This window comes from Mesorhizobium sp. 113-3-3 (assembly GCF_016756495.1).
Classification (GTDB): domain Bacteria; phylum Pseudomonadota; class Alphaproteobacteria; order Rhizobiales; family Rhizobiaceae; genus Mesorhizobium.
Genome location: NZ_AP023243.1, coordinates 3,025,825 through 3,044,046, shown reverse-complemented (window position 1 = coordinate 3,044,046; position 18,222 = coordinate 3,025,825). Strand labels below are relative to the sequence as shown.

The window sequence follows — 18,222 nt, the reverse complement described above, 5'->3', positions numbered from 1 at the left end:
CATCGGCGGTGAAGACACGGCCAGGGGAGGCACTATGAAACTTGGACTGCTCACCGCGCCATTCGCGGAGACGCCGCTTGGCGAGGTTGCCAACTGGGCAAGCTCGGCCGGCTTCGAGGCCCTGGAAATCGCCTGCTGGCCGAAAACGTCCGGGGCGACCCGCCGCTATGCCGGCACCAGTCATATCGACGCTGCTTCCACCTCGCCCGCGCAGGCCAAGGAAATCGTAGCCTCGCTGGCGGAGAAGAAACTCACCGTTTCCGGCCTCGGATACTACCCGAACCCGCTGCATCCCGATCCGGCCCACCGCGAGGCGGTTATCGGCCATCTGAAGAAGGTGATCGTGCTGGCCGCCAATATGGGACTGCCGGTCGTCAACACCTTCTGCGGCGGCGATGCCGCGAAGCCCGTCGACGTCAACTGGCAGGACGCGCTGAAGGTCTGGCCCGAAATCGTCGCTTTTGCGCGGGGCCACGGCGTGAAGCTTGCCTTCGAGAACTGCCCGATGATCTTCAGCTATGACGAATGGCCGGGCGGGCACAACATCGCCTATTCGCCGCAGGTCTGGCGCCGCATCCTGGAGAGCTGGGGCGGCGATGTCGGCATGAATTTCGACCCCTCGCATCTGGTCTGGCAGATGATCGACCAGGCCCGCTTCATCAGGGAGTTCGGCCCCTACATGCTGCATGTCCACGCCAAGGACCTGATGATTGATCATGATGGTTTGTACGAGCGCGGAATCCTTTCGGCCGGGATAGGCTGGCAGGTGCCGCGCATGCCGGGGCTGGGCGATGTCGACTGGGGCGGCTTCTTCTCCGGCCTCTACCGCGCCGGCTATGACGGATCGGTCATCATCGAACATGAGGACAGGCGGTTTGAAGGCAGCGACGAGCAGGTCAAACGGGGTTTTCTGCTCGCCCGCGACGTTCTGCGGCCCTACGTCAAGTGAGGAAAGCATATCGCCCAAAACTGTCTCGCGGTTTTGGGGCAACGACATGCGGAGGACAACGAGTTGAGCCGCGTGACTCTCTTTCTGAGCGACTTGGTTCAACGACTTGGAACTGAAACTGAAAAACAATGTGGAGGAAGACTGAAATGAAGAAAATTCTGACCATGGTGCCGCTGCTTGCGGGCGCAGCCTTGCTGGCCTCGGTGGGCGTCTTGTCGGCCGCCGGCAAATACACGATCGGCATTTCCAACACCGTGCAGGGCAATGGCTGGCGCGAGGAAATGGTCTGCGCCATGAAGGCGCAGGCGCTGGCTTCCGGCGAGGTGGCAAAACTCAACATCGCCCACCGCAACACCGATGCCGCCGGCCAGCTGGAGGACATCCGCAACCTGATCAGCGCCAAGGTCGACGCCATCGTCGTCAACCCGGCCGATCCGGCCGGCATCAAGGCGGGCCTGGAGGAAGCCACCAAGGCCGGCATCGTCGTCGTCGCCGTCGACCAGGCGGTCACCGAACCGTCGGCCTACATCATCTCCAACAACCAGGAGGAGTACGCCTATCTCGGCGCCAAATGGCTGTTCCAGCAGATGGGCGGCAAGGGCGAGGTGTTTTACATGCGCGGCGCGGCCGGCGCTTCGGCCGACTCTGATCGCGACAAAGGCTTCAAGAAGGCGCTGGCCGAATTCCCCGACGTGAAGGTGGCGCAGGAAGTCTTCACCGGCTGGCAGCAGGACCAGGCCAAGCAGCAGATCCTCTCCTTCCTGTCGACGGGAACGCCGATCAACGGCATCTGGACGTCCGGCATCGACAACGTCATCGTCGACGCGCTGGTGGAATCGCAGGCGCCGCTGGTGCCGATCGTCGGCGCCGACAATGCCGGCTTCGTCGGCCAGCTGAGCTCGGTCAAGGGCCTGGTGGGTGCTGCCGTCACCAACCCCGGTTCGATCGGCGGCGCGGGCGTCACGCTCGCCCTGCAGATCCTCGACGGCAAGAAGCCGGCGCAGCAGACCGTGCTGGTGCAGCCGCAGCTCTGGGAAAACGCCACCGACGAAGGCAAGGCCAAGCTGAAGGCCGCCGCCGACCCGTCGCTCAGCCCCGAATGGCCGGTCTCGATCTCGATCCCGGACTGGACGACGTATACCAAGGAGCAGATCGTGGCCTGCAAGGGGCCCGGCGAGTAAGGGCGGGGCTTTCGCTAGCGGACCATCCGTCAGCGCCGCCCCTCACCTGCCTGCCGGCATCCTCTCCCCGTATAGTGACGGGGAGAGGGACGCTGTCGTCGCCGATTTCGCCAATCTTCAACGTTGCAGACCGGCGCCGCAACCAGCTTCTCTCTCCCCGTTTACGGGGAGAGATGTCCGGCATGACAGTGAGGGGCGGCGCCGACGTTCGAAATGATTTGAGCACATAAATCGAGACCCAAACCATTTGAGCACCAGCCCCCTCCTCGACGCCTCGGGCGTCGCCAAGAACTACGGCGCGGTTGCCGCTTTGCGCAACGCGTCGCTCTCCGTCCTGCCCGGCGAGGTGCACGCGCTGATGGGCGCCAATGGCGCGGGCAAGTCGACGCTGGTGAAGATCCTGACCGGGGCGATCTCGGCGAACTCCGGGCGCATCCTGATCCGTGGCGAGGCGCGTGACATACGCTCGCCCGCCGCCGCGCGCCGCGCAGGCCTGCTGCCCGTCTACCAGGAGCCGTCGCTGATCCCCGATCTCGACGTTCTGTCCAATCTCAGGCTGACCGGCACGCCGGTCGAGCCGTTCCGCGCCTGGGTGCGCGAGCTCGGCATTGCCGATCTCGACCTGCGCGACACCGCGCGCGACATTCCGCTGGCCGTGCTGCGTGTGCTCGACCTCGCCCGCGCACTGGCCGTCGAGCCCGACGTGCTCTTGCTCGACGAGATGACGGCGGCGCTCCCCGCCAACCTCGCCGAAAAAGTGCTGGAAGTGGTGCGCCGCCAGGGCGATGCGGGGCGCGCCGTGATCTTCATTTCGCACCGTTTCGTCGAGATTTCGGCGCTGTGCGACCGCGCCACCGTGCTGCGCGACGGCGAGACCGTCGGCGTCGTCGACATCGTGCCGGGCGTCGAGGAAAAGATCGTCGAGCTGATGCTCGGCACCCGCATCGTCAAAACCCATGTCGCCGCCCGCAGCGCCGCCGAGAAGGCAGCGCCCGCCCCTGCCCAACCTCGGCTCGCCGTGCACAATCTGCGCGTCGGCAGCAAGCTCAACGACGTTTCCTTCGATCTCCGGGACGGCGAGGTCGCCGGCGTCGTTGCCCTCGAAGGCCAAGGCCAGGACGAATTGTTTTCAGCCCTTGCCGGCTCGATCCGCCCTTCGGGCGGCACGATCGAGGTTGACGGCTCTCAGGTGAAATTTTCGCACCCGATCGACGCCATCCGTGCCGGCATTGCCTATGTGCCGGGCGACCGTTCGGAAGCGCTCGCCATGCAGCGCTCGGTGCGCGAGAACATCGCCCTGCCCTTCAGTGCCGCGCTGCGCAACTGGGGACCAATCAATATGCGCAAGGAGCGCGACACGGTGCTCAGCGCTATCAAGCGCCTGCAGATCGACACCCGCGCCCAAGGCGAGGTGCAGCGCCTGTCCGGCGGCAACCAGCAGAAGGTGACGATCGCCCGCTGGATCGCGGCGGACGCCCGCACCATCCTGTGCTTCGACCCGACGCGCGGCATCGATGTCGGCACCAAGCAGGAGATCTATCATCTGATGCGCGAGCTTGCCGGAAACGGCAAGTCGGTGCTGTTCTACACTTCGGAACTGGAAGAGGTGCAGCGCGTCTGCGACCGCGTCATCGTCATCTTCGGCGGCCGCCTCGTCGACATCTTTCCGGTCGAGGAGGCCGACGAGCCGGCGCTGATGCGCGCCGCCTACGGCCTGCCGCGCGGCACCAAGGCCGATATCGGCATTCTGGCCGACCCCTCGTCGAATTCAACGAATTCGACGGAGGCGAATCCATGAACCACTTCCTGCGCCGCCAAGGCTGGGTCATCGGCCTGTTCGCCCTGCTCATCGTCCTGTTCATCGCCACCAAGATCATCCAGCCCGGCTATGGCAGCGGCGATTTCGGCTCGCTGGCGCGGGCAGTCTTGCCGTATGCCTTCGCGGTGGCAGCCCAAACGGTGGTGGTCATCGCCGGCGGCATCGACCTGTCGGTCGCCGCCATGATGGCGCTGACCAGCGTCACCGCCGCCTCGATGATGGCGGGCGCCTCGGAAGAATACGCGCTGTTCGTCGTGCCCTTCGTGCTCGCCATGGGTCTTGTCCTCGGCGCGCTCAACGGCCTGTTGATCGTCGTCACCCGCGTGCCCGACATCGTCGTGACGCTCGCCATGCTGTTCGTGCTGCAGGGCGCGGCCCTGCTGGTGCTGGACGCGCCGGGCGGTGCGGCCGCCGAATGGCTGAAGGCGCTGATTTCGGGCACGGTGCCGATTTCAGGCCTGCCCGACGCCATCGACGCCTGGGTGCCCAAGGCGCTGCTGGTGCTGGTCGTCTGCCTCTGCGTGATCTGGATCCCGCTCAGGCGCTCGCGCCTTGGCCTCTCCATCTACGCCATCGGCTCGAGCGAACTGGCGGCGTTCCGCTCAGGCGTGCCGGTCAAGCGCACCCGCATCATCGCCTATGCGCTGTCGGGCCTGTTCGCCGCCTTTGGCGGCCTGGCGCTGACCATGAGCACCGGCATCGGCGCCCCCATCCCCGGCCCCTACCTGCTGGCCAGCGTCGCCGCCGTGGTGCTGGGCGGCGTCGCGCTCGGCGGCGGCAAGGGCGGCCTGCTCGGCCCCATCGTCGCCGTCTTCGTGCTGCGCCTGGTGCGCACCGACCTGACCCTGCTCGCCATCGACCCCAACGTCACCGCCATCATCGAAGGCGCCATCATGGTGGCGGTGGTGATGTTCGGCGCGTTCATCACGATGCGGGGGCGGCAATGATGGGGAGGCATCGGCGCGCCTTTCTTCCTTCTCCACTTGTGGGGCCCGAAGGGCGGGCGAGACCGTTGGCTCGCCCCGGGGGTGGCCTCGCGAAGCGAGGTCGGATGAGGGGTGCTCCAGGGAACGCCAACGTTGCATTCCGTCACCCACCCCTCATCCGTCTCGGCGCTGCGCGCCGATCCACCTTCTCCCACAAGGGGAGAAGGGAGAGACGCCCCGCGCCACCCCAATCGCGAGCCACCCCATGAGCACGTCAGCGATCACCCCCGTCCCCTTCGGCCGCCGCATAAAGCGCTTCATGGCCGACCGGCCGCTCGTCCCGCTGATCATCCTGCTCGTCATCCTGGTGGTGATCCTGCAATTCCTGCGGCCCGGCATCGTCAACGAGCGCTGGATCGCCAACACGATAAAGTTCGCCATTCCGCTGGCGATCCTGGCCGGCTGCCAGACCATGACCATGCTGACCGGCGGCATCGACCTCTCGGTCGGCACGGTGGCGACGATGAGCGCCTTCATCATGGCCACGCAAATCGTCAGCCAGGACCCTTCTATCGCTTTCCTGCTGGCGATGATGCCGGCGGTGCTGATCGGCCTGGTCAACGGCATCGGCGTCGGCGTCTTCCGCGTCCACCCGCTGATCATGACGCTGGGCACAAGCCTGATCGGCACCGGCTGCCTGCAGGTCTACCAGCGCACGGTGATCGCCTCGGGCGCGAAAATCCCCGACTTCCTCGCCTGGCTCGGCACCGGCGTCACCTGGGGCTTTCCCAACGCCCTGTTGCTGTTCATACCGCTGGCCGCACTGATCGTCTTCACGCTGGCCCGCACCGGCTTCGGCCGCCTGCTCTACGCCGTCGGCGACAATGAGCGCGCGACACGCCTGTCGGGCGTGCAGTACTGGCAGGTCATCACCGCGCTCTACGTCACCTCGAGCCTGCTCGCCGGCATAACCGGCCTGCTCTATATCGGCTTGATCAAGGCCCCATCGCTCTCGCTCGCCGAGCCCCTCGTCCTGCCATCGGTGGCGGCAGCCGTCATCGGCGGCACCTCCATCTTCGGCGGCCGCGGCGGCTACACCGGCACCATCATCGGCGCCCTGATCCTGACCGTGCTGACGACGCTGTTGACAATTTTGCAGATGCCGGAGGGGGCGAGACGGATTTTGTTTGGGCTGATCGTGCTGTTTGTGACGGCGGCTTATCTGAGGATTGTGGAGGAGCGGTAGTTGATGGGTTGACCGGCCGCTTTAGGCCGTCTGCATCGAGCCAGCCAGGCTCACTGCGATGTCCCTGCGGTAAGGGTGCTCGCCTGCGCCGGCGGCTTGCCCGGCAGCAATGTCTTCGCGTCAGGTTCGAGGTAGTCCTGTGACAGATCCAACGGATTCCAGTGCACGGAATCGGAGAACAACCCAAAGATATCGCCGCTGGTGAATTGCACCGGGTGGGACGTCGCGGCGAAGAGCGACTCGTCGTATTCGGACGCGATGTCGGCGGGACTGTATCCCATCAGCTCCAGCACGGTAGGAACGATCTGGAAATGGCTCGCCTTGCCGCGATTGGCCGCGGCGCCGGCCGCGAAACGCGCCCTCAGCGCCGGATCGGCGGCATAGGCCATCAACGGAACCAGACCCACGCGCGGATCGGGATTGAAGATGGTGCAGTGGGTCGATTCGCCGACTTTCAGCAGCTGCCCGTGGTCGGAAGTATAGAGCATCGCGGTATTCGAAAGATCGGCTCTCTCGAACAGTTCTTGCATGAAATAATCGACCGACCAGCGGATTGCGTTGCGGTAGGATGCCATGCGTGTCGCAACCGTATCCCGACCCGCCGACGCCACTGTGGGGCCGTAGACCGCTTCCGATGGAGGATATGACCAGTCATAGGGAAAATGCGCGCCGTTCTTGTTGGCGTAGACGAACACTGGCTGGCTGCCGGCCAGCTCGCCGCGCAGGATCTCTATCAAACGGAGATCGGCGTGGTCCATGGCTACATCGTCTATGAGATAGGTCTTGTCGATGTCATGCTTTTCTCGCGCCGTCATGAAGTTCGTGTTCCCCAGGACGACGACTGCCTTGGCGGTCGACTGCGCGTCGATATACACCGTCCGGTATCCGGCCTTCTTGGCGTACTGCCAGATTGTCGGGTTGGTATTGACGGAATGGGCCAGGTCGCGACGCGACGCCGCGAGACGCAGTATGGCGTTCGAATAGACGCTGCAGTCGCCGCCGGACACGGCGGGACCGAAATTGACGAGTTTGCCCGCGAGGGCGGCGATGCGGGGCGTGTGCGAATTGCCAGGCGTCAGATCGACGAAATCCCCGCGAACGCTTTCGTCGATCATCATGACGATGTCGCGGGGCCTGTTCTGCGCTGTGGCGTTCCATGCGACGGAGCGGCGCTCTGGAGCACCTTGTGTCATGATCCGCTCCGCGGCCATCGCGGAAAGAGCCAGCGGAGCGAATTGTTTCGGCATGCCCGAGGAGCCCCCGCCGTCCTTGGCGTAAACCACGGCGGCAATAATCAGGATCGGCAACACGGGCAGCCAGGCCATGCGCCCCATCCATCTCGATAGCCGGGCGCCTTTCGCTGCTGGCGGAACCGAAAGCGACGCCACGCCAAAGGCCATGATCGCGGCGGCGGGCCAGATCAGCCGATCGTAGAAACTGGCGGCCTCGCCGACGGAATTGCGGCTCGCCCAAAGGGAAAGAATATCGAAGACCGACAGATCGGCGTTGCTTGCCTTGAAATAGAGCCAGGCTGCCGCGCTCGACAGGGCAAGCGGCACGGCCCAGAGGAGACGTGTGACGAGCCGGGGCTGAAATGCTGCAAACAACAACGCCACTATCGCCAGTCCCCAGATTGCGAGGAATGAGGCCAGCGTGGTGAAGCGCCCGTTGGCAACGAGATTCCCGACTCGATCCCAGAAGTCGAAACTGGTGATCGCCACGAAACCGGCGATCATGATCAATTTGACACATACGGCTACGACGCCCCAGCGACTGTGATGATCGGCCGGAGCCTGATCGGCGCGTTCACCTGCGGCCGGCATGGCGACGCCCCGGCTCTTGGGATGAGTTGACGACAAAGACGCGGCGACCGTTACGTCGGACGTGCATCCGCCTCGAAGACGAACCGCGGACAAGCCACTCGCCCGCCCCTGGAAGAATGCCGTTCAGGCCGAGTTCCGGTGACAGACCACCGCTGCGCGTCGGTGCATGGTTTGGTGACCGGCGATGAGCGACGGGTTCGCAGGCACGGCTTGGTCCGTGCGCCGGCCACTGGCCTGGCATGCCCTGCAGTTCCTGGAACTCCAGCCCTAAAAAGCACCGCCATGTCACACCGGTCGCTTGGTGTCGCATCAGTATTTCACGAGCTTTGACGTTGGCTCTTGATCGGCTCGCAAGGCTGGTCGTCCGCTATGCCCCATTCTACGCCAGGAAATCATAGTCTTCACCACCTGCCACATGTATGCGGTTGTCCAGCGGCTACGCTACAGGGAGTGAGCTTTGAGAAGCCTAGCCAGCCTGTGATGGCTCGAAGGCCTCTCAGCTTTCCGTTAGCATCTGCTCATATGAAATCCACGGCTTCATTCATTTGAAGGAGACCAGCGTGCATTGGTTTTCGCGATAGCGCATTGCCAGCCACCGCGATTTCTGTCGTCCGGCCCAAGTCGTGCTCACAACTGACGCGTCTGAGCCCGGGTCTGCAGCTTGTCTCCCGCAGCCAGCCAAGCGCCGGTTGATGCCCGGTCTTGCTGCAATACTGGCAGGTCATCACGGCACTCTACGTCACCTCGAGCCGGCTCGCCGGCGCCTGCTCCATATTATCGGCCTGATCAAGGCCCCGTCGCTCTCGCCGAACACCTGGTCCCGCCCTCGGTAGCGGCGGCAGTCATCGGCGGCATCTTCGGCGGCCGCGGCGGCTACACCGGCACCATCATCGGCGCCCTGATCCTGACCGTGCTGACGACGCTCTTGACCATCCTGCAGATGCAGGAGGGGGCGCGGCGGATTTTGTTCCGGCTGATCGTGCTGTTTGTGACGCCGGCGTATTTGCGGATTGTGGAGGAGCGGTAGGTGGCGAACCAGCCTTCGATCGAAGCCGCCCCTACCGGCCAAAGGGCTTATCATAGGGGAACTCAGCAAGAGCTGGCTGGTCCATACGCCAGATGCCTGGCTGTAGGCTTAAATGGCAGAGTTGGGAATCTGGCCGCCCTACTGAAAGTGGCCAGAAGTCTCACGACTCCCAGCAAATCAACCTCGGTAAGCCCTTTTATGGCTTTGTAGGGGTCTCAAAATGATAACAGACCAGTCCTCAATCGACCGGCGACAAAATTCAGGCGGTTCAATCGCCAAATCTTCGAACGTTCGAATAACACGAATTTCAGGGTAAATTGGAAGCAACCACTAAAGGCATTCGTCCACCGACAGACGGCTAGGCAAAGGGCCCTTCGTCGACGCAACAGCCTGCAGATAAATGCAACTCATTTCGAGAGCTTCACGGGGGGTAATAATTACATTATCATCAAGTGTTCTCGCAACCGCTGCGGGCGATCGCCATGTCGGACGACCACGAGGCTATGACGGACCGCAGTTTGCAGTCGACCTCGGAACATCGCTATCTCACGGTTGCCTTCTGTGACATCGTTGGTTCTTCCGCTTTATCACAAACGCATGACCGAGAAGCAATTCGAACAATCCTGGACAAATTCCAGTCGATTTGCATCGATGTTGTGAACCGGCATGGGGGAGCCGTCGTTTCCTCAGCAGGCGATGGGGTACTGTTCCAGTTTGGCTTCCCTCGCGCTCACGGCAACGATGCCGAACGGGCCGTGCGTGCGTCTCTGGCGATCGTCGAGACCATCCGTTGCACCGACTTCTCGTCCGGGCTCGGATCCATGCCGAGCATTCATGCTAAGGTTGGCCTTAGCAGCGGCCTTATATTGGTTAGCCCCGAGCGGACCCAGACATGGCGGATCAGTCACAGCCTCACTGGCGAAGCCGTAAACCTCGCTAGCCGGATACAAGGTCTGGCCGGGGCGGACGCAGTGCTGGCCTCGCACGAGACCGTGGAGGTCCTTGAGGGGGGGTTCGAAACGCAGCCGATTGGCGCCCGACGACTAAAAGGATTCAGTAGGGCAATCCATGTCTCTGAGATCAAGGGACCTAAGATGGCCGCAGATAGGAGTTCAGCCCGTTTCCAGCGGGGCTCCACGAGGATCATTGGCCGAGGTGCTGAACTCGATATGATTCAGGAAGCTTGGCGAAATGTGCAAGTGTATCAATCACAGAGCACCCTATTTATCTATGGAGAAGCGGGCGTCGGAAAATCTCGCCTCGTCGAAGAGTTTCGAAAGTCCTCGGATACGGCGGATGCTACTTATGTTAAACTGAACTGCTCCGAGATAGCTGCAGCGATTCCCCTGCATCCGATTGTAGGATTTCTCCGATCCTCGGCAGGAGCGATGCAAACCGATTCCGCTGCCAATGTCTCTGATAAAACCGATAAATTCTTGAAGCAATTCGGCATAGAAGGAGACGTCGAGCGCCACGTCATGCGCTCCTTGCTGGGGTTGGAAAGTGTCGATCAGGCAAGACTCGGCAGCGCCCAGCCAAGACATCGCAAGAAGATCGAATTTGGCCTGCTTCTTGGGATATTCGAGAGACTCCTCGGACCTGCGCCTTGCATTCTGTTTCTGGACGACGTGCATTGGCTTGATCCGTCGTCGAGGGAATTCATTGAAATTCTTATCGAACGGCTCAAGGGTCGGCCCCTCCTCGTCATGCTGGCCTCAAGAAAGAAATTGGAGGTGAGCGCCCGGGAGAGATATCCTCACTCGATTGATCTGGAGCCCTTGAATTTTGCCGACAGCCATGAAGTCCTCAGCTGGGTTCCCGGTACCGATCAACTTGGTCATCATACGACCAGGCAAATCGTCGAGCTCTCGGATGGCATCCCCTTTTACCTTGAAGAACTGGCTATCGCGGCACTAGAGCATCGCGGCCACCTGGCCACACGCGAGCCGCCGAAGAATGTGCGTAGGTATGAAATTCCATTGTTGTTGGCCGAACTCCTTTCGGAGCGTCTCGACAGTGTGCCATCGATGCAGCCGCTGCTGCGCGTGATGTCCGCGTTTGGCGAACCGATTTCAGTGCAGATTCTAAGCTTGGCCCTGGGAGAGCCACCAGATCAAATCCAAGCCAAACTCGCCGCTCTCATCCACGAAGGCGTAGTCGCAGTCAGCGGCGGATCGTCGGAGGAGGTCTACGATTTTCGGCACGCTCTTCTGAACCGCGTCTGTTACGGAGGCATGGTGCACGCAATCAGACATGAGAGCCACCGACGCATCGTAAGCGCATTGCTGTCGAACAACACCCCACCGGTGGCCGAGGTCCTGGCACACCACCTCACCGGTGCGGCGATGTACGAGAAGGCTGCCGAAGCCTGGTTAAAGGCAGGGACCGAGGCAGCAAGACGCTCAGCCAATGTCGAGGCTATAAATAGCCTGAGCAGAGCTTTGGATGCAGTTGGACAGATAAGAGATAGCCCCGGCTACATTCCCCTCGAATTGATGGTGAGGGCCTCCTTGGTCGGGCCTTATGTCGCGGTGAAGGGGTTCTGCGCTCCCGAAGTATTCGAGTGTTGCTCAGCGGGATTATCTTTGTGCGAGAAGCATCCGTCACCGTACGTCTTTCCGTTCCTATACGCACGGTTCACTTGGGAAATCACTACGGGTCATGTTCATGCTGCGCTTGCGACAGCTCAGGCCTTTTTGGATCTCGCTGCGGCGCGAAACTATCAACCCGGCGAGACAATCGGTAACCGCCTGCTGGGGATGGCGCTCTTTGCCAATGGCCAGTCGAAGGAGGCCGAGCGCGCCCTTTCTTCCTCCATTTTGAATTATAACCCCGATGTGGACAACTCGGTAACCTACCTCTTTGGAGCGAATTCCAAGATTACGGGCCAAGCTCTGCTGAGCCTTGTATTGTTTTATTCGGGGAGGGACCATGAGGCCGCCACTTTAGGGATCGAGACGCTGCGCCATGCAGATGAACTGCGTCATCCCCTCTCCACTGCAATTGCGATTGGTTACATCGGTGGGTTCATCGCGGCCTACAATGGTGAGGTTGAGAACGTTGTCTCACAGTCTCGCCGCCTCGTGACCTTTTCAGCAGAAAACAGCCTTCGCGTGTTCCAAATCTTCGGAGATTTCTTCCTAGGCTGGGCTTCTTTTCAGTCCGGGAGACTAGCAAGCGGACTCCAGCTTATGTCGGAGGCACTGGAAAACCTGGCTGCAATCGGGTGGAAGCTGTCAGTTCCCAACATGATAGCATTTTATGCCGAAGCATGCGTGGCAGTCGGCAAGACATCTGAGGCAATGCAACTGTGCGAGCTCGCCAAGACGCTTGTCTCAGAGGGAGAGACGTGGGGCGAGTGCGAGGTTCTCAGGGTCGAAGCGCTGGCAATGCATCACGGCCAGCCGGAAGACTCCCTGGCTGCCGAGAGGCTTATTCAGCGCTCCGTGGCCCTCGCTCGTGAGCGGCTTTCGCCCACGTTTGAGCGCCGCGCCCTCAAAACGGCGAAGCTGATTTTTGGTAGGGAGACAATTCAGGACGATGCGATTGAGCATCGTCTCCTTGAGATCGGTAACATGGGAAAGTAACGAGGTAGAGTACGCGATTTCGCTAACGGTACTGGGAACAGGAGGGACTAGTGGCGCGACAGAGTTTGCAGGTTGCAGTTCTTGAGCTGCTTTGTGGCACTGACGTTGATCCCGGCCCCTACTCAATCTTCCGAAGGCAATTTTTTGGTGTCATGTCGCAGTCGGTGGCTGCGTGGTGCCGAAGAGCGGGGCACACGGTTACATACAATACGTACTACGGACAGCGGCCAGTTCACGAGCTCATCCCTTCGTCCACGGACGTCGCCTTCATTTCAGCCTTCACAGAATCCTCCGCGCTCGCCTATGCCCTAGCGAATCTCTTCAGACGCCGTGGCGTGAAGATGATACTTGGCGGGCCTCACGCTAACGCCTTTCCAAACGATTCCGCTCGTTTCTTTGACATCGTCATCCAGCGATGCGACGAGCAGCTGGTCCGGGAATGCCTGAAAGAAGGTCACCCGCCGGGCACCATTCTGAGCACCAATGCAGCCTCGATAGACCTCCCTCTTCTGAGGGAACGTCGACACGACCTCGACCGGGTTTCTCTTATCTTCGGATCGTTCTCCAAGCTGTCAGTGATTCCAATCGTGTCTTCATCCGGGTGCCCGTATGACTGCAATTTCTGTGTCGACTGGAACCAGCCATATAGGCTGCGAAACGCTGACGATCTGCGCCACGATTTTGAATACGCATCCCAAAAGATGCCTGGTAGAACCTTGGCATTTTACGATCCGAACTTCGGTGTCAACTTTGAAAAGACGGTCGGCATATTAGAAGAGATTGAGCCAACTTCTAGAAGTCCCTACATCATCGAAAGCTCGCTGACGGTCCTAAATGAATCCCGGCTTACGCGCCTTCGTGATACCAACTGTATCTTCATCGCCCCGGGAGTAGAGTCTTGGGCTGGATATGGTCGCAAGACAAGAACCACGGGGATGGATGCCTCTACAAAATTTGTCCGAATCGTTGACCACTTTGAATTGATCAAAAGATACGTCCCCGGACTCCAGGCGAATTTTCTGTTTGGCTCCGACGTGGATCGCGGGGACGAACCCGCCCACCTTACCCAAGATTTCATTCGGCGGTTTCCGACCGTATTCCCGGGGATCGCCGTGCCTATTGCCTTCGGAGGCATCCCGATGAGGGCGGCCCTTCAGCAAGAACAGCGTTTGCTCCCGCTGCCTCCCTGCTATTACGTCGACCCATTTCCAACCTATCGGTTCAAAAACTACGGCATGGAAGAGTTCTTTAAACACCTCATCGCAATTTTTCGGGAGGCGGCGAATGCCAAGATGGCCGTCAGGAGAATGCTGGAGCCGATCAGTCTGCCAATCCGCCTCAGCTTTTTTGTTCGAACACTCCAACTACGGCGCCACATCAGGCTCCTGGAGCGCTTTTCCAGGGTGCTCGCGGAAGATAAGGCAGTCGTTTCATTCAACAATAGCGACACCAACACGATACCACCATACTACGACTGGGTTCTGGACAAACGTCTTGGTCGATATGCTGGATTGTTACTCCGGCAAGATCGCGATGCGATGGCGGTCGACTGAACATCGCAGATACGCCTGCAGTGCAGCCAAATTGATGAATTCATTGTGACGGAATTCGGCACTTGCTAACCAAAAAATGCGCGGTGAACGCCGTGCTTTCACGCCGCTCTTTGCTGCCGTAAATCATGCGACTGCGGCACTTGGGACAATCAAAATGGTTTCCTTGGGCGCGAACGACATAATTCATCTGCCGCGACTTGCACGGATTGATCCAGGCCTGTTCGATCTTCTTTTCAGCGGCTGCAAGGTCGAACGCTACGCGGAGGGCCAGCATCTCTTCGTTCAGGAGGATCCAGCCGATCGCATTTACGGGGTGATGCGCGGGACGGTTGAGATATCCATATATTCGCCGGGAGGCCAGAGGCTGGTGGCCAATCTCGAGCCGTCCTACAGTCTAATCGGAGAGATTGGCGCGCTCGACGGGCACCCGCGCACTGCAACCGCCATCTGCCTCACAGTTTGCGAACTGGTCTCGCTTAGCCGGAAGCAGCTTTTCGATCGAATTGAAAAACACCCGCCGCTTGCGCGGGCCATGATTGAACTATTGTGCGCGCGGTTGCGCTGGGTCAGCGGTGAACTTGGGGATCATGCTTTCCTCAGCATTGAGGCCAGACTGGCAAAACGACTCTTCTTTTTGGCTCGCGTAATAGCGGATGGCTCAGGCTGGATACCGATCTCCCAATCTGAACTAGGGGAATTCTTGGGCGCCACGCGCGAGTCCGTCAACAAGACGCTCAACAACTGGCGTAACCGCTCGATTATCGCGATGAAGCGTGGTGGTCTGCGAATAACGAACGCTGGCGCTCTTCGTCACCTAGCCGACTCGCAGGACGAAGACTGATATGAATAATTCAAAACGTCCTGACGAGCCAAAAGCCGCCAAGTCAATCGCGCAGCATGATTCTTTCTGGGTGGCGATCTGCGGGACGACGATAGCGGACTGACGTGTTCCTAGGATTTATCGGGATCTGCGTCGCTATCACGCGATGTCTGATCCTTCTTGACAGTCCGTAGGAACACGTCGCTCCGAGTGAGGAAGCAGGGCGGTCGCGCTAGCACCGCTCCTTTACCTCAGTTCCGGCAATCGGGGCTAACAGGGTCGTACTGGTGCGGGCTAACCCCCATGCACCTGGGGTTTGAAGTGCCGTCACCGGACCCGATCGATCCTGTCTGGAACCCATACACCACCACTCGCTCTGAACCTGATGCGTGTTGTCCCTTGAACTGACCCGGATCCTCGAAGTCACCATTGTCGGCACGAAGGCTGTGCACGAAGGTCGAGTCGATCGCGAACGCGGGCGCCGTAAGCATAATAAATGCCGACGCAGCTGCAATGATCTTGTACATGCTTCTCTCCCTTGTTGATGACATCGCAAAATTTTGCGATGAGAACAAAATTGGCTTTATTACAAAGCCAATTCCTCCTTTTGATTTTGATCTTCTGTTGATTTTAAGATCTATCTGAAAGAGAGGCCCAATTGCCTGTTCCGGCATCTTTTGTACGCCGGGCGCGAAATTTGTATGTGAAGGAATTCACAAAAGGACTGCCAAAATCGACAGCGCGACCTTTGTGCGGACGCGCAGGCTACCGCAAACAGACGCCGAGGCGCAAAGCTGATGTTGAATTAGCGTGAGCCCAATGTGTCGGTCGCAACTGACTTATCCGAACCCGAGCCTGCAGCTTGTCTCCCGCTATCAAGCAAGCGTCGGATGATGCCCAGTCTTGCCCCTCACCATCCCCCCAATCCCCTCCAGCAACGCCCCCTTCTCCCCCACCCAAAACCAGTGGTCCTCCCCCTCCACCTCGACAAACCGCGCCCCCGCAATCCGCGCCGCCAGGTACCGCCCGGCTTCCACCCGCACCGCCCGGTCACCCCTGCGGTGCAGCACCAGCGTTGGCGCCCTGACTTTTGACAGCAGCGGGCGGACATCGGCGTCGCGCAGCGCCTGCAGCAGGCCGGCGACGGCGCCGGGGCTGGAGGCGGCTCGGAGCAGGCCCGCCCACCAGGCGCGTGCCTGGCGGTCATCGGCGAGGCTGGGCGCGAAGGTTTCGATTTCGGCCGGGCCGCCCCAGCCGGCGAGCAGACGTTGCTGCCACAGGTCGTATTGCGCCGAGGTCAGCGCGAAGGGATAGTCGGGCGCGCGGCTGCCCTTGGCGAGCGAGCCCCAGAGCACAAGGCCGGTCAGGCGGTCGGGGTGGTCGACGGCAAAGCGGATGCAGCCCGGCCCGCCTTCCGAGGCGCCGACCAGCAAGGCTTTGCGGCTGCCGGCCGCATCCATCACCGCCAGAATGTCACGCGCGGTGGCCTCGACGGTCGGGCGGGCGCCGACGCGGTCGGACAGGCCCATGCCGCGCCGGTCGAACAGGATCAGCCGGCCGAGCCGCGACGCGGCATCGAGCCAGGCGCGGCAGCTCCTGTCTTCCCAGATGCGCTCGACATGCGAGATGAAGCCGGGCACCAGCACGATGTCGGCCGGGCCGCTGCCTATCGTCTGGTAGGCGATATGGATGCCGTCCACGGCGACATAGCGGGTTCTGGGCATCTCCGGTTCGGCATTGCCCGCGCGCAGCAACGCCAGCGTGGCGGGGTCCGGCGCCACGCCGAGCTCCTCGCGCAGCAGCCGCATAGAGGTTTCGCCCTGGCGCTCGGCCGCCGCCCGGTCGCCGGCGGCCAGATGGGCGCGGATCAGGTGGCGGTGCGCGCTTTCGCTCAACGGGTCGAGGGCGGCAAGGCGCGTGGCGTGCAGCACGGCGCCGCGCGCATCGCCCCCGGCGATCCTGGCTTCCACCAGCCGCTCCAGCGCCTGCACCAGCCGGCTGCGCAAGGCCTCGCGGCGGAAGAACACCCATTCCTCGAATTCGGGACAATCCGGCAGCGAGAAGCCGGCGAGATAGTCGCCGGTGTAGAGGCCGGCGGCCTCGTCGAGAAGCCCGGCATCGCAGGCATGCTCGAAGGCGCTTGCGTCGGCCTCGACCAGGAGCCCCGGGCGCACACTCAGCGATGCCGCGCTGGCTGATATGATCTCATCGCCGAACGCGATGCGGATCTTGTAAAGCGTGCGCCGCAGGCGGGCGCGGGCGGCTTCCGCGTCGGCTTCGGGCCACAGCAGCGTGGCGGCGACGTCGCGCGCCACGGGTCCGCCGGCCTCGGCGAGGTAGATGACCAGCGCCGCCGCCTTGCGCAGGGCAAGCTCTATGCGCCGCCCGTCCAGCCGGAACTCCGGAAAACCCAGAAGCCTGAGTTGTATCAGCTCCATCAATCCGCACGCGGCCGCGCAAGGAGAGGACGTTGAGGGGACGCCGGCCTTCTATCCATCCCCCCGGTTTCGCGCCGATCCGGCCCGATCAACTCCCTTGGAGCGAGAAATGTCACCGGTCAATACATCAAGCCACCCCACACCAGAACGGCCCACCTTGGGCGCCAGCACCCGGCATGGAGGCTGAGCCATGTGCCAGACCTGCCTGTCCTGGTATGCACGCTGCGTCGCCCCCTATTTCGTCCATGCCGGCTGTTCGGCCGGCGCCTTCACGCAAATGCGCAGGCGCCTCATCCCGAGGGCTGAAGGCGTCGTCGTCGAGGTCGGCTTCGGCTCGGGCCTCAACCTGCCCTATTATGACGCCGCCAGGGTCGAGCGGCTGGTCGGCATCGATCCCGACGGCACCATGCTCGGCCTCGCCGCGCCGAAGAGCAGCACCTCGCCATTCCCGGTCGAATGCATCCGCGCCGGCGGCGAAAGCCTGCCTTTGGCCGACGGCATCGCCGACACGGTGGTCGTCACCTATGCCTTCTGCACCATTCCGGACCCCGAGGCGGCGCTGAGCGAAATCCGCCGCGTCCTGAAGCCGACGGGCCGGCTCATCTTCATCGAGCATGGCCAGGCCGAGGGGCCGCGCCACCGCCGCTGGCAGGAGCGGCTGAACCGGCTGTGGGGATCGATTGCCGGCGGCTGCCACCTCAACCGCGATCCGCTGCGCCTGATCGGCAGCGCAGGCTTTCGCCTGCTCGAGGTGCAGCACAGCCGCTTCCCCCTGCCCCTATGGCAGTTGGGCAGCCACCACGCCGGCATCGCGGCGGCTGGCTGACGGGGGCGTTTGCCCGTGCGTCGACGT

The 18,222-nt window shown here is 61.7% G+C and carries 12 protein-coding genes and 1 pseudogene; 10 read left to right on the top strand and 3 right to left on the bottom strand.

Annotation, left to right across the window (positions count from 1 at the left end; translation table 11 throughout):
• The first annotated feature begins 34 nt into the window (after positions 1-34).
• The 5 genes from JG746_RS14775 to JG746_RS14755 all read left to right on the top strand — a co-directional run bounded on the left by JG746_RS14775 (position 35) and on the right by JG746_RS14755 (position 6,121).
• Positions 35-949, top strand: a complete 915-nt coding sequence (locus tag JG746_RS14775; protein ID WP_202358792.1) for a sugar phosphate isomerase/epimerase family protein — start codon at positions 35-37, stop codon at positions 947-949.
• Between the two features lie 146 nt (positions 950-1,095).
• Positions 1,096-2,130 carry an ABC transporter substrate-binding protein gene (locus tag JG746_RS14770; RefSeq protein WP_202358791.1) on the top strand — a complete coding sequence of 345 codons (1,035 nt, stop codon included), beginning with the start codon at positions 1,096-1,098 and terminating at the stop codon, positions 2,128-2,130.
• A 247-nt stretch (positions 2,131-2,377) separates the two neighbouring features.
• On the top strand, positions 2,378-3,928 hold the full coding sequence (locus JG746_RS14765) for a sugar ABC transporter ATP-binding protein (protein WP_202358790.1): 1,551 nt from the start codon (positions 2,378-2,380) through the stop codon (positions 3,926-3,928).
• The gene (locus JG746_RS14760; RefSeq protein ID WP_202358789.1) at positions 3,925-4,896 is read left to right on the top strand and encodes an ABC transporter permease; all 972 of its coding nucleotides are present in this window, start codon (positions 3,925-3,927) and stop codon (positions 4,894-4,896) included. The genes JG746_RS14765 and JG746_RS14760 overlap by 4 nt, the downstream gene beginning before the upstream one ends.
• A gap of 244 nt (positions 4,897-5,140) precedes the next feature.
• On the top strand, positions 5,141-6,121 hold the full coding sequence (locus JG746_RS14755; RefSeq protein WP_202358788.1) for an ABC transporter permease: 981 nt from the start codon (positions 5,141-5,143) through the stop codon (positions 6,119-6,121).
• A 50-nt stretch (positions 6,122-6,171) separates the two neighbouring features.
• Here the strand turns inward: JG746_RS14755 and JG746_RS14750 are convergent, their stop codons facing one another.
• Positions 6,172-7,944: a sulfatase-like hydrolase/transferase gene (locus tag JG746_RS14750; RefSeq protein WP_202358787.1), complete on the bottom strand. Its 1,773-nt coding sequence runs from the start codon at positions 7,942-7,944 to the stop codon at positions 6,172-6,174.
• A 705-nt stretch (positions 7,945-8,649) separates the two neighbouring features.
• Between JG746_RS14750 and JG746_RS14745 the strand changes: the two are divergent.
• The 4 genes and pseudogenes from JG746_RS14745 to JG746_RS14730 all read left to right on the top strand — a co-directional run.
• Positions 8,650-8,971 (top strand): annotated as a pseudogene (locus JG746_RS14745) (ABC transporter permease); the annotation flags it as partial.
• Positions 8,972-9,453: 482 nt separating this feature from the next.
• Positions 9,454-12,558, top strand: coding sequence for an ATP-binding protein (locus tag JG746_RS14740; RefSeq protein WP_202358786.1), 3,105 nt, complete (start codon positions 9,454-9,456; stop codon positions 12,556-12,558).
• Between the two features lie 335 nt (positions 12,559-12,893).
• Positions 12,894-14,111, top strand: coding sequence for a hypothetical protein (locus JG746_RS14735; protein ID WP_202358785.1), 1,218 nt, complete (start codon positions 12,894-12,896; stop codon positions 14,109-14,111).
• A 154-nt stretch (positions 14,112-14,265) separates the two neighbouring features.
• Complete coding sequence (locus JG746_RS14730; RefSeq protein ID WP_202359368.1) at positions 14,266-14,952, top strand: Crp/Fnr family transcriptional regulator; 687 nt, start codon at positions 14,266-14,268, stop codon at positions 14,950-14,952.
• A 230-nt stretch (positions 14,953-15,182) separates the two neighbouring features.
• Here JG746_RS14730 and JG746_RS14725 read toward each other — a convergent pair whose 3' ends face one another.
• Together JG746_RS14725 and JG746_RS14720 are read right to left on the bottom strand one after the other, a co-directional pair.
• Complete coding sequence (locus JG746_RS14725; RefSeq protein WP_202358784.1) at positions 15,183-15,458, bottom strand: hypothetical protein; 276 nt, start codon at positions 15,456-15,458, stop codon at positions 15,183-15,185.
• A 348-nt stretch (positions 15,459-15,806) separates the two neighbouring features.
• Entirely contained in the window at positions 15,807-17,369 is a 1,563-nt protein-coding gene (locus JG746_RS14720; protein WP_202358783.1) for an alpha/beta hydrolase, read from the bottom strand.
• A gap of 190 nt (positions 17,370-17,559) precedes the next feature.
• Between JG746_RS14720 and JG746_RS14715 the strand changes: the two genes are divergently transcribed.
• Entirely contained in the window at positions 17,560-18,195 is a 636-nt protein-coding gene (locus JG746_RS14715) for a class I SAM-dependent methyltransferase (protein WP_202358782.1), read from the top strand.
• The last annotated feature ends 27 nt before the right edge of the window (positions 18,196-18,222 follow it).

What these genes read in the sequence shown, in the direction of transcription:
- JG746_RS14775 (WP_202358792.1), top strand. Translation starts at nt 35, where the DNA reads ATGAAACTTGGACTGCTCACCGCGCCATTCGCGGAGACGCCGCTTGGC.
- JG746_RS14730 (WP_202359368.1), top strand. Translation starts at nt 14,266, where the DNA reads ATGGTTTCCTTGGGCGCGAACGACATAATTCATCTGCCGCGACTTGCA.
- JG746_RS14740 (WP_202358786.1), top strand. Translation starts at nt 9,454, where the DNA reads ATGTCGGACGACCACGAGGCTATGACGGACCGCAGTTTGCAGTCGACC.
- JG746_RS14770 (WP_202358791.1), top strand. Translation starts at nt 1,096, where the DNA reads ATGAAGAAAATTCTGACCATGGTGCCGCTGCTTGCGGGCGCAGCCTTG.
- JG746_RS14715 (WP_202358782.1), top strand. Translation starts at nt 17,560, where the DNA reads ATGTGCCAGACCTGCCTGTCCTGGTATGCACGCTGCGTCGCCCCCTAT.
- JG746_RS14720 (WP_202358783.1), bottom strand. Translation starts at nt 17,369, where the DNA reads ATGGAGCTGATACAACTCAGGCTTCTGGGTTTTCCGGAGTTCCGGCTG.
- JG746_RS14750 (WP_202358787.1), bottom strand. Translation starts at nt 7,944, where the DNA reads ATGCCGGCCGCAGGTGAACGCGCCGATCAGGCTCCGGCCGATCATCAC.
- JG746_RS14755 (WP_202358788.1), top strand. Translation starts at nt 5,141, where the DNA reads ATGAGCACGTCAGCGATCACCCCCGTCCCCTTCGGCCGCCGCATAAAG.
- JG746_RS14760 (WP_202358789.1), top strand. Translation starts at nt 3,925, where the DNA reads ATGAACCACTTCCTGCGCCGCCAAGGCTGGGTCATCGGCCTGTTCGCC.
- JG746_RS14725 (WP_202358784.1), bottom strand. Translation starts at nt 15,458, where the DNA reads ATGTACAAGATCATTGCAGCTGCGTCGGCATTTATTATGCTTACGGCG.